We start from the raw sequence: 12,184 nt of genomic DNA on the forward strand, positions 1-12,184 counted from the left end.
AAGGCTCCGCGAAAACGGGAGCCTTTCAAATATCGTTTGTTGGTTTACCGGTGTAGCGCGGGACTGATACGCAGATACACCTGAGCGCTCAGCGGGTTCTTTCCATAAATGCCGTACAACGCCTTATCTTCCACATTCAATGTACCCTGTGCGCCCACAGCGAGGTTGGTTTTCCACACTGTTGCCAGCGTGCGCGCATACCCTACCGTAAAGGCATGTACGTTGAATTTTCCGTGGGGAACCTGCTCTTCCAGCTGCAGCTCATGGCTCGATTTTTCCACGAACTCGTATCGCCCGTACACCGCGTTTTTCTGCAGCTGCAAATTGCTTTCCAGCAGAAAGGAGTGCTCCTTGCCGCCGTGGCTTTTGCTATTCAGGCCCCACACCGCAGCGGAAGCGACAAAATTGCCCGGCTGCCTGAACTGTGCGGTGTGAATGGCGGAAGCGGTGGTACGGGTAACGTTCTCATCGGGCTCCAGTCCTTCGGGGCTGTGCACGAAGGCCTGTGAGAACTGCAGGGCCCACTGCCGGGACGGGTTGTAGCTGACGCGATAGGCATAACTGTCGAACAGCGGTTTATCGAAGTTATAACGGTCTTCATCCGGTTCGCGCCCGGTGAAGCTGGAGAATTCCGCTTTTATTTGTTTGTACCGGAAACCCAGCGTGCCCACGCCGAAAGTGATGTGCGTTGCGTCCTGCCAGTGGTGGCCCAGCGGCGCATCGGGGTTATTCATGGATGATACGCGGTGCATGAAAGCCGGTGCGCTGATGGCCGGTTCACCGGGATAACCGATATAGGCGTATACATCCATGTCTTTATTGATTGCGTGGGTATACCCCACACTCAAAGCTGCAAACATATCGTGCGGGTGCTGACGGTCAACCAGCGGTTTGCCCTGCCAGGTTTCCCCGCTCTGGAACAGCAACGGGTAACCCTCGCCGCCCATCACCGCCCGGTCGAAGCTCAGCATAACGGTTGCATTCAAGAGGCCTTTTTTACCTACGCGATGGTTCATCATCCCCATCACCCAGTTCGGTGCATCGAATTTGGCAGCGCCGCGGGAGCCTTTTGCCGTGAAGTCCGTGGAAGTATACCGGAGAAACACGTTGCCGTGAAACATGAAAGAGGTTTTGCCTTTCTGCGCCATATACATATACATGGGCGTATTATCCGTCAGCCAGCTGGTACCGGAACCGTTACGGTTCATCGGCAGGTTCAGCGAATATGCGCTGGTCATTTCGTGCATGCTGTGATCTTCCTGCTGTATCTGGTGCATGCTGTGATCTTCGGCAGGCATGGTATCCTTTTTTGCAGGCGGATGTCCCTGATGTTCCTGTTTCCGGAGAGGTACCGTATCTTTTGTGGCCGGTTGATGGTCTTTATGTTGTTGCGTAGTTTTTTGTTGCGCCGGCTTTTTTACCGGTTTAGTTTCCCTTTTTACCGGTTGATGGTGCTCGTGCTGCGCCTGTGCGCTGCCTGCCAGTATGAAGAGCATAACTAACAGTCCTGTTAACCTTTTCATATTTGCCCGTTTTTATTTACAGCAATTCTTCTTTACAAATAACGACCGGATGAACCGGAGTATACTCATCGCTATCTTTCCCATTAGTACCAAGGTTTATGCAAAGGTAGGCCCCTTTTCCCCACCGGTTCTTATATAATTATGGGAATGTATTACAGGATTATTGACCGGTATCATTTTTCCCCTTGACGCGCCTCATCGGCCGGGAAACGGCCGTAGCTTACTTTTGGCCCATGCAAACAACCACTGCCGCCACCCAATGCGCCCACTGCGGCGAGCCTTGTTCAAAAGGGGAACAGTTCTGCTGTTCGGGTTGCAAAATGGTGTACGAACTGCTGAACGAGCACGGCCTGTGTGATTATTACACCCTGAACAACCGTCCCGGTACGGCCCAGAGGGCTCCGGTGCGGCAGGACAAATTTGCATTCCTCGACGACGCGCAGATACAACAGCAGCTGATCCAGTACCGGGACGATCAGCAGACGCATGTCACTTTCCACATTCCCAACATCCATTGCAGTTCCTGCCTCTGGCTGCTGGAAAACCTGCACCGCATCAACCCGGGCGTACAACAGGTGAATGTGAATTTCACGCAGAAAGAAGCGCGCGTTGTTTTCTTCCAGGAACAGACCTCCCTGCGGGAAGTAGCCGAAACGCTCAACAGCATCGGCTACGAGCCGTATATCAGCCTGCAGGATCTGCAGAAGAAAAAACCGCCGGTGAACCGCCGCCTCATTTACCAGCTGGGCGTGGCGGGCTTTTGTTTCGCCAACATCATGCTGCTCAGCTTCCCGGAATATTTTTCGGGCGATAACCATATGGACAGCACGATGAGCCTCGTGTTCCGGTATCTCAACCTCGCACTCTCTCTGCCGGTGTTCTTTTTCAGTGCGCAACCTTTTTACAGTTCCGCCTGGAAAGGCCTTAAACACGGCTTCCTCAATATCGACGTACCCATCGTGCTCGCTATCATGGTTACGTTCCTGCGAAGCCTTACCGACGTGCTGACCGGCGCAGGCACCGGCTATTTCGACTCGATGACGGGCATCGTGCTGTTCATGCTCACCGGCCGCATTCTGCAGGATAAAACTTATAAAGGGCTGTCGTTCGACCGCGACTACACCGCTTATTTCCCCATCGCCGTGACGCTGGTGAAAGACAAGGCGGAAATCCCCGTGCAGTTGCCCGATGTGAAAGCCGGCGACACACTGCTGATACACCACCAGGAACTGGTGCCGGCAGACGGCATTCTGGTAAAAGGCAAAGCATTGATCGACTATAGTTTTGTAACGGGCGAATCCGCGCCGGTGGCCAAACAGATGGGCGAGATCATATATGCTGGCGGCCGGCAGCTGGAGGGAAACATGGAAATACTCACCATCAAGGAGGTGGCCCAGAGTTATCTTACCAGCCTGTGGAACCGCGACGAATTGCAGCATAAACAGCACAAAGCCTCATTCATTCACCTGCTGGGCAGGAACTTCACCTGGATCGTTCTGTTCATCGCCGCCGTCACCACTATTTACTGGGGCATTTATGATGCATCGAAAATATGGCCGGCCGTTACGTCTATCCTGATCGTGGCCTGCCCTTGCGCATTGTTGCTGGCCGCCTCTTTCACCAACGGCCACATCCTCCGCATCCTCAGCCGCCACCGGCTGTACCTGCGGAATGCGCAGGCCATCGAAACACTGGCAGACACCACGCATATCGTATTCGATAAAACCGGTACGCTTACCGGCAAAACGCAGGCCAGCACCACCTGGCACGGCCGCACGCTTTCCGTGGCCGAAAAAAACGCCATCGGCGCACTGGCCAGTCAGAGCCAGCACCCCGCCAGCCGCACCGTACTGGCGTATTGCGGAAAACCCGATGACACTTCGGTGCAGCGGTTCTCGGAAGAAACCGGGCGCGGCTTGCAAGGCTGGGCGCAGCGGATGCATGTGCAGATGGGCAGCGCCGGGTACACCGGTGCGAAAGAAAAAAACGGTAGCCAGGTGCACGTGAATATCAACGGCGACTACGCAGGGTATTTCCTGCTGTCACACACCTTCCGTGCCGGCATCGGCGATATGCTGCATGCCCTTCCCTATCCGCTCACCCTTCTTTCCGGCGACCACGACGGCGATGCGCCCCGCCTCCGGGAAATGATGGGATCGCAGGCCGATCTGCGCTTCCGCCAGCAACCGCACGACAAGCTCGATTATATCATCGCCCTGCAGCAGCAGGGCAAACAGGTGCTGATGATCGGAGACGGGCTGAACGACGCCGGCGCGCTCAAACAAAGCAACACCGGCATTTCCCTCACGGAAAACAGTAACAACTTCACCCCCGCCAGCGACGGCATCCTGGAAGCGGAGCAGCTGCGCAAACTGCCGGCCTTCATCCGGCTCTGCAAAGTCAATAAACGAATCATTCTCATCAGCTTCGCCATGTCGGTGCTCTACAATATCACCGGGCTGTTCTTTGCCGTGCAGGGACTGCTGTCGCCCCTCACCGCCGCCATCCTGATGCCGGCCAGCTCCATCAGCATCATTGTGCTGACCTACGGGCTGAGCGAATGGGCCGGCAGGAGGTTATTGAGTGATGACTATCATCGGCGCGCTTGATCGCTATCATGCACTCGGCTACAGTATACAAGTACATTTGTTGAAACCAATACAGTTATGAGCGTGATCATACTCCTGCTGGGCGCGAGCCTGGTCGTTGCGCTGTTTTTTCTGGGCGCTTTTATCTGGTCTGTGAAAGACGGGCAGTACGAAGACGATTTTTCTCCCGCGCACCGCATGTTATTTGACGACAAAACCGACAACGAATAAATCAATATTATGTCTCTCGAAAAATTCTCGTACGACAACCGCACCGTTAAATGGTTTGCCTACGCCACCATGTTCTGGGGGCTCATCGGCATGCTGGCGGGCTTGTGGGCGGCCACTGCCCTTGTTTATCCCGACCTGAACCTGGGTTACGCGCCCACTACTTTCGGCCGGTTGCGGCCCGTGCACACCAACGCCGTGATTTTCGCCTTTGTGGGCAACGGTATTTTTATGGGGGTGTATTATTCCTTGCAGCGCCTTTGTAAAGCGCGCATGTTCAGCGACCTGCTGAGCAAAATCCATTTCTGGGGCTGGCAGGCCATCATCGCCGGCGGCGCCCTCACATTGTTCATGGGTTTCACCACCGGCAAGGAATACGCCGAGCTGGAGTGGCCTTTCGACATCGCCATCACGCTCATCTGGGTGGTATTCGGCGCCAACATGCTGGGCACCATCCTCCGCCGCCGCGTATCCCACCTGTATGTGGCCATCTGGTTCTACATCGGTACCTGGGTGGCGGTAGCCATGCTGCACATCATCAACTCTTTTGAAATGCCCCTTTCGCTGTTCAAAAGTTATTCCTGGTACGCCGGCGTGCAGGATGCGCTGGTGCAGTGGTGGTATGGGCATAATGCCGTCGCGTTTTTCCTGACCACGCCTTACCTCGGGCTGATGTACTATTTTATTCCCAAAGCGGCCAACCGCCCGGTGTATTCCTACCGCTGGTCGATCATCCACTTCTGGGCCCTGATTTTCATCTATATCTGGGCGGGGCCGCACCACCTGCTCTATACCGCTTTGCCGGAATGGGCGCAATCGCTCGGCACGGTGTTTTCCATCATGCTCATCGCGCCTTCCTGGGGCGGTATGCTCAACGGCCTGCTGACGCTCCGCGGCGCCTGGGACCGGGTGCGCGAAGACGCCATCCTCAAGTTCTTTGTAGTGGCCCTTACCTGTTATGGTATGTCCACTTTCGAAGGGCCGATGCTGTCGCTGAAAAACGTGAACGCCATCAGTCACTATACCGACTGGACCATCGCACACGTGCATGTGGGCGCACTGGGCTGGAACGGTTTCCTCACCTTCGGCATCCTCTACTGGATGATCCCGCGCATCTTCTCCACGCAGCTCTACTCCCGCAAATGGGCCAACACCCACTTCTGGATCGGGACGCTGGGCATTATCCTGTATGTAATTCCCCTGTACTGGGCCGCATTTACGCAGAGCATGATGTGGAAACAATTCACCGAAGAAGGCACGCTGAAATTCCAGTTCCTCGAAACTGTCACCACCATCGTTCCGATGTACGCGCTGCGTGCTTTGGGCGGGTTATTGTATGTCGGCGGCCTGGTGCTCATGATCGTGAACCTCGCCAAAACCATCCGCCGCGGTTCCTTCGTGGCCAACGAAGCTGCCGAAGCGCCGCCGCTGGCCAAAGTAACGGCCACCTACGGCACATCGCACTGGCATAACTGGATCGAGCGCCGCCCCGTACAGATGACCATCTTCAGCCTGATCGTGGTCGGCATCGGCGGCATCCTCGAACTGGTGCCCACCTTCCTGGTGCGCAGCAATGTGCCCACCATCAGCAGCGTACGGCCTTATACACCGCTGGAACTGCATGGCCGCGACATCTACATCCGAGAGGGCTGCTACACCTGCCACTCCCAGATGATACGCCCCTTCCGCGACGAAGTGGCCCGTTACGGCGACTATTCCAAAGCCGGTGAGTTTGTGTACGACCACCCGTTCCAGTGGGGTTCCAAACGCACCGGGCCCGACCTGGCGAGGCTCGGCGGCAAGTACCCGGACTCCTGGCACTATAATCACATGCTCGACCCGACGTCCATGTCGCCCGGCTCCATTATGCCCGCGTATCCCTGGCTGTTCGACAATAAAGTAGACAAAGCCGCCACCCCGGCGATGATCAACGTGATGCGCAAGCTGGGGGTGCCGTATCCGGATGGATATGAAACGCAGTCGAAAGCCGACCTCGACAAACAGGCCGGGCAGATTGCCGACCGCTTGAAAAAAGACAAGCTCGAAATCCCCGCCGACCGTGAGATCGTAGCGCTGATCGCCTACCTGCAAAGAATGGGAACAGACATCAAAGTAGCCGAAGCAAAAAATAACTAAAACCGATACGCATGAAATTCATCAAATATCTCGAAAGCATTTCCGGCGTAAGCATTTACCCGATGGCTTCGCTGTTGATCTTCTCCGTGTTTTTCCTGCTGGCGGCGTTTTGGGCGCTGAAGGCGGACAAACGTATGATGGACAGCATCAGTCATATTCCCTTAGACAACGATGAACCTAAAAATCAATAACCATCGCCATGTTGACTAGTTCTATATTACTACAGGCGCCCCCCAGCCCTTTTGCGGGCCTCAACCACCCCGTGGCCCTCATGCTGCTCTGCATCGCCGTGGGGCTGCTCATCGCCATCGGCGTGCTGGCCTATACCGTGATCGGCGCCATGGACATTTACCGCGAAAGAATGAAAAAAATCCCGGCCGTGCTGCTGCTCATCGTGGCCGGCTCACTGCTCACGCAGGGCGCCCGCGCGCAGGAAGCGGCGGAAGAAACCGCGAAGGCCGTCAAAACCAATCTCGTCAGCGGCCTGGCGGATTCCAGTTTGTACTTGCTGATATCGGTGATCGGCGTGGAACTGCTTGTGATCATGATGCTGCTGTACGCCCTCCGCGTGCTGGCCGGCATTCAGCGAACGCGCAAGCCTAAAGCCGCTACCGCCAAACGCCGCATCAACTGGCTCGAAAAACTGAACAAAACAAAAAGCGTTGACGCCGAAAGTGAAGCGGATGTGGACATGGGCCACGATTACGACGGTATCCGCGAACTGAACAATCCCACCCCGCCGTGGTGGCGCTACGGGTTTTATTTCTCCCTCGTGTTCGCCGTGGTGTACCTCTGGCGCTATCACGTAGCCCAGAGCGCTCCGCTGCAGCTCGAAGAACTGGCGATCGCACAGGCCAAAGCCGCGGAAGAAAAAGCCGCTTACCTCGCCAACGCCGCAAACAACATCGACGAAAACAATGTGAAGCTGCTCACCGATGCGGCCGACATCGCCGACGGTAAAAAAGCGTTCATCACCAGCTGCGCACCCTGCCATGGCCCCGAAGCACAGGGCGTTGTGGGCCCCAACCTCACCGACGCATTCTGGCTCCATGGCGGCAGCGTGAAGGATATTTTCTCCACCATCAAATACGGCGTGCCGGAGAAAGGAATGAAGTCGTGGAAGGACGATTTTTCACCCAAACAGCTGGCGCAGCTCACGGCGTATATCAAATCCGTACAGGGCTCCAATCCGCCCAACCCGAAAGCAAAAGAAGGTATCGAATATAAAGAAGAATAAAGTGAACGTATGATGGAAGCAGAAGAAGTTTTCAGAGACAGACTGGCTACAGTGAACGAACAGGGCAAACGTAACTGGATCTATGCCAAACGCCCGAAAGGCAGGCTCTACAACATCAGGAGCATCGTCAGCTGGTGTTTCTTCATAGCGTTTTTCAGCCTGCCGTTTGTGCAAATAAACGGCAGGCCCCTGTTTTTGTTCGACGTTACCGAAAGCCGGTTTATCCTGTTCGGCGCAGTGTTCTGGCCGCAGGATTTCTTCATTTTCGGGCTGGCGATGGTGGCTTTCATCCTGTTCATCATTCTCTTCACCATGGCCTTCGGCCGGCTCTTCTGCGGCTGGGTATGCCCCCAGACGGTTTTTATGGAAATGCTCTTCCGGAAAATAGAGTACTGGGTGGAAGGCGACGCGCCCGCGCAGCGCCTGCTGAACAACGGCCCCTGGAACGGGGAAAAGATCAGGAAAAAGGCCGTCAAACACGCCCTCTTCTTTGCTTTGTCCGTCATCATCGCCAATACATTCCTCTCGTACATCATCGGGGTGAAAGAATTACAGGCCATCGTGACCGCCCCTGTTTCCGAGCATCCCGGCGGCTTTGCGGCCATGATCATTTTTTCGGGCGTGTTCTACAGCGTGTTCGCCTTCTTCCGCGAACAGATATGTACCACGATATGCCCTTACGGCCGCCTGCAAAGCGTGCTGCTCGACAAAAACTCCGTGGTGGTGGCCTACGATTATGTGCGGGGCGAACCGAGGGGAAAATTCAAAAAGAAAAAAGAAACGGAGAAAGACAACTGCAACTGCATCGACTGCGGCGACTGCAAGAAAAAAGAGCCGGCACCGGTGCTGGGCGATTGCATCGACTGCTTCCAGTGCGTGCATGTATGCCCCACCGGCATCGACATCCGCAACGGTACCCAGCTGGAGTGCATCAATTGCACCGCCTGTATGGATGCCTGTGATTTTATGATGGAAAAAACCGGCCGCGCCAAAGGCCTGATCCGCTACGCCTCTGAAAATGGCATCGCGGAGAAAAAGCCGCTCCGTTTCACCGCAAGGATGAAAACATATACAACTGTGCTGCTGCTCATCACAGGCGCCATCACCTTCCTGCTTATCAGCCGCAAACCCGTCAGCGGCACCATTATCCGGACGGCGGGCATGCTCTACCAGGAACGGGGCAAAGACAGCATCAGCAACCTTTACCGGATCAAACTGGTGAACAAAACCGTAGCCGACGTGCCGCTGACGCTCAGGCTCGAGGAAAGCGGCGGCAAGGTGGAACTGGTGGGTCATTCACCGATCCATATCAAAGCCGAAGGCCAGGGCGAAGGCACTTTCTTTGTGGTACTGCCGCGCAGCGCCATCGAAAAAAGAAAAACGACCCTCACCATCGGCCTGTACGAAGGCGAGCGGCGGCTCGAACAAAAACAAACCACATTCCTCGGCCCCGCAAGCCGGTAACGTTTAAATAAAAAGTTATGAACTGGGGACATAAAATCACGATCGTCTTTATCCTGTTTGCTGCAGGTATGCTCACGCTGGTGACCAAAAGCATGCGCACCCGCATCGACATGGCCAGTGACAATTACTACGCCGCGGAACTGAAGCACCAGCAAACGATGGACGCCACTTCCAACGCCAACCGCCTCCTTACGCCCGTGCGCATCACCCAGCACGATGAAGTGCTGGAGATTGTGCTGCCGGCGGAAATGCGGGAGCAGCAGCTGACCGGAGAGATCCACTTCTACCGCCCTTCCGACGCACGGAAAGATTTTAAGATGCCGCTCACACCGGATGTGGAGGGCCGGATATTCGTAGGCCGCCAGCGTTTCAGCAAAGGCCGCTACAGTATTAAAATGCAGTGGGAAGCGGGTGGTAAACCTTATTACCAGGAAACACAATATTACATCCAATGATAGCGGCATTATTACTCGGCTTCCTCGGCAGCTTCCACTGCATCGGCATGTGCGGCCCCATTGCGCTCACGCTGCCGGTGCAGCACCTGCGGGGCGCTAAAAAAATGGCCGGTATCCTGCTGTATAACGCCGGGCGCGTAACCACTTACATGCTGATGGGGCTCGTATTCGGATGGCTGGGGCAGCAGTTTTACATCGGCGGGCTGCAGCAGTGGCTATCGGTGGCGCTGGGCATCCTGCTGCTGGCGGGCATGTTCTTTTACCGGTTTATTCCATTCCCGCAATTACAGTTCGTAAAAAAAGCGCTGGGGCAATTGTTATCGAAGCAGCGGTTCAGCACCCTGTATGCGATCGGCTTCCTGAACGGCCTGCTCCCCTGCGGCCTCGTATACCTCGGCGTTGCGGGCGCACTGGCGGCTGGCAGCATCTGGAAAGGCATGCTGTTCATGGGCATCTTCGGCGCCGGCACCCTGCCGGCCATGATGGCCGTCACCTGGTTCAGCCAGCTCATCAGCATTCCCGTTCGCCAGCGCATCCGGCAGCTGATACCCGTGGCGGTGGGCGTGATGGCGGTGCTGCTCATCCTCCGCGGCATGAACCTCGGTATTCCGTATATCAGCCCCGTCATGCAACCCGCTGAAATCAATTGTTGTCATAAACCTTCATAACATGGACCTCATCACAAAATACAACATACCTGCACCGAGATATACGAGTTACCCCACCGTACCCTTCTGGAACAACCGTTCCGGCTGGGAAAGCAGCCTGCAGCAGAACAGTGCGGAGCCCCTCAGTCTCTATATCCATCTGCCGTTCTGCGAAAGGCTGTGCACTTACTGCAGCTGCAATAAATACATCACCGTCAACCACGAACACGAAGCGCCGTACATGGCGGCCGTGCTCCGCGAATGGGATCTTTACCTGCAACAGTTCGGCGCGCGGCCGAAGCTGCGCGAGCTCCACCTCGGCGGCGGCACACCCACTTTTTTCAGCCCGCAGAATCTCCGTTACCTCGTCGAATCCATCCTGCATCACTGCGACGTACTCCCGGATGCGGCCTTCGCATTTGAAGGCCATCCTAACAACACCAGTTACGAGCACCTGCAAACGTTGTATCAGCTGGGTTTCAGAAGGGTGAGCTTCGGCATCCAGGATTTCGACCTGTCTGTACAGACCATCATCAACCGCATCCAGCCGTTTAAGAACGTGGAAAAGGTGGTGAGAGACGCCCGGGCGATCGGTTACACCTCCATCAACTTCGACCTGATCTACGGTCTGCCCCTGCAAACGCCGAAGAGCATCCGCGAAACCATTACCAAAGTGATGCTGCTGTCACCCGACCGGATTTCGTTCTACAGCTACGCGCACGTGCCCTGGGTGAAAGGCAACGGCCAGCGCCTGTTCACGGAAAATGACCTGCCGAAACCGGCGGTGAAGCGCGGATTGTACGAACTGGGCTGCGCCATGCTAAAGGAATATGCTTATGAGGAAATCGGTATGGACCATTTTGCCCTGCCTGATGATGAGCTATGCCTGGCGCGGCGCAACGGCACCCTGCACCGCAACTTCATGGGTTACACCATCACCCGCACCACCCGCCTGCTGGGTCTGGGCGTGTCCGCCATCAGCGACCACGGCAGCGCTTACACGCAAAATGAAAAGAACCTTTCGGCTTATCTGCAGGCCCTCGAAGAAGGGCGGCTGCCCGTGGCCCGTGCGCATGTGCAGGACGATGAAGACCTTCGCCTCGGCCACCACATCCGCGAACTGATGTGCAACTTCGAAACCCGCTGCAACCCTTCTCCCGATATTCTCGAGCATCTGCAGGAGCCCCTGCACGACGGCCTCGTGGAAATTGCGGAAGGCCGGGTAGCGGTGACTGAAAAAGGAAAGCCATACATACGGAACATATGTATGGCCTTCGATGCGTATCTGTGGAAAAACTCGCCGAACACGCGGGTGTTCAGCGGCGCCATCTGATCATATTTTGTCGAGCGGCTTGCGCATGCCTTCTTTCAGTTGTTTGAACTGGCTGGGGGTAAGCCCCGTCACTTTCTTGAACTGCCCGGACAAATGCGCCACACTGCTGTAGCCCAGTTTGTAAGAAATCTCACTGAGCGTCAGTTCCCCGTACAGAAGCAGTTCCTTCACCCGTTCGATTTTCTGGTGAATGATGTATTGTTCGATGGTGGTGTTCTCCACTTCCGAAAACAGTTTACTGAGCTGATGATAGTCTTTCTGCAGGCGCTGCGCCAGCAGAGTGGAGAAATTCTCGTTCAGTTCGTCGAGCTCCCCGTAATGCACCGTTTCCACCACGATATTTTTAATGCTTTCCACCAGCTGATGCCGGCGGTCGTCGAGCAGCAGAAACCCTTCCGCTTCCAGCGCTTTGGCGATGGCTTCCGTTTGGGGCCCGTCGGGTTTGCTTTTCAGCATAGCCTTGCCCAGGCCTACATCCGCTACATCCAGCCCCTGCTGCTCCAATACCTGGCGCACCGCTTTGATGCACCGCGGGCAAACCATGTTTTTGATATGTAAAGTGGTGTTCTCCAT

At 55.7% G+C, this 12,184-nt stretch carries 11 protein-coding genes; 9 read left to right on the forward strand and 2 right to left on the reverse strand.

Annotated elements, in window-relative coordinates; genetic code table 11:
- Positions 1-44: 44 nt before the first annotated feature.
- On the reverse strand, positions 45-1,523 hold the full coding sequence (locus tag EGT74_RS02260) for a hypothetical protein (RefSeq protein WP_123844912.1): 1,479 nt from the start codon (positions 1,521-1,523) through the stop codon (positions 45-47).
- A 233-nt stretch (positions 1,524-1,756) separates the two neighbouring features.
- On the opposite strand from EGT74_RS02260, the gene EGT74_RS02265 reads away from it, so the two are divergent.
- From EGT74_RS02265 to hemN, 9 genes are read left to right on the forward strand one after another with little or no spacing between them, the layout of a single operon-like run.
- Entirely contained in the window at positions 1,757-4,132 is a 2,376-nt protein-coding gene (locus EGT74_RS02265) for a heavy metal translocating P-type ATPase (RefSeq protein WP_123844913.1), read from the forward strand.
- A gap of 57 nt (positions 4,133-4,189) precedes the next feature.
- Positions 4,190-4,342 (forward strand): cbb3-type cytochrome oxidase assembly protein CcoS, encoded by a 153-nt coding sequence (ccoS, locus tag EGT74_RS02270; protein WP_123844914.1) that lies wholly within the window; start codon positions 4,190-4,192, stop codon positions 4,340-4,342.
- Between the two features lie 9 nt (positions 4,343-4,351).
- Entirely contained in the window at positions 4,352-6,475 is a 2,124-nt protein-coding gene (gene ccoN, locus EGT74_RS02275; RefSeq protein WP_123844915.1) for a cytochrome-c oxidase, cbb3-type subunit I, read from the forward strand.
- 11 nt (positions 6,476-6,486) lie between these two features.
- On the forward strand, positions 6,487-6,666 hold the full coding sequence (locus EGT74_RS02280) for a CcoQ/FixQ family Cbb3-type cytochrome c oxidase assembly chaperone (protein WP_123844916.1): 180 nt from the start codon (positions 6,487-6,489) through the stop codon (positions 6,664-6,666).
- An 8-nt stretch (positions 6,667-6,674) separates the two neighbouring features.
- Entirely contained in the window at positions 6,675-7,712 is a 1,038-nt protein-coding gene (locus tag EGT74_RS02285; protein ID WP_123844917.1) for a cbb3-type cytochrome c oxidase N-terminal domain-containing protein, read from the forward strand.
- 9 nt (positions 7,713-7,721) lie between these two features.
- The gene (locus EGT74_RS02290; protein ID WP_220392793.1) at positions 7,722-9,176 is read left to right on the forward strand and encodes a 4Fe-4S dicluster domain-containing protein; all 1,455 of its coding nucleotides are present in this window, start codon (positions 7,722-7,724) and stop codon (positions 9,174-9,176) included.
- 17 nt (positions 9,177-9,193) lie between these two features.
- The gene (locus EGT74_RS02295; protein WP_123844918.1) at positions 9,194-9,631 is read left to right on the forward strand and encodes a FixH family protein; all 438 of its coding nucleotides are present in this window, start codon (positions 9,194-9,196) and stop codon (positions 9,629-9,631) included.
- On the forward strand, positions 9,628-10,299 hold the full coding sequence (locus EGT74_RS02300; protein WP_123844919.1) for a sulfite exporter TauE/SafE family protein: 672 nt from the start codon (positions 9,628-9,630) through the stop codon (positions 10,297-10,299). The genes EGT74_RS02295 and EGT74_RS02300 overlap by 4 nt, the downstream gene beginning before the upstream one ends.
- Before the next feature lies 1 nt (position 10,300).
- On the forward strand, positions 10,301-11,611 hold the full coding sequence (hemN, locus tag EGT74_RS02305) for an oxygen-independent coproporphyrinogen III oxidase (RefSeq protein WP_123844920.1): 1,311 nt from the start codon (positions 10,301-10,303) through the stop codon (positions 11,609-11,611).
- On the opposite strand, the gene EGT74_RS02310 is transcribed toward hemN, so the two are convergent.
- Complete coding sequence (locus EGT74_RS02310) at positions 11,612-12,184, reverse strand: AraC family transcriptional regulator (RefSeq protein WP_123844921.1); 573 nt, start codon at positions 12,182-12,184, stop codon at positions 11,612-11,614.

This window comes from Chitinophaga lutea, assembly GCF_003813775.1.
GTDB classification, from domain to species: domain Bacteria; phylum Bacteroidota; class Bacteroidia; order Chitinophagales; family Chitinophagaceae; genus Chitinophaga; species Chitinophaga lutea.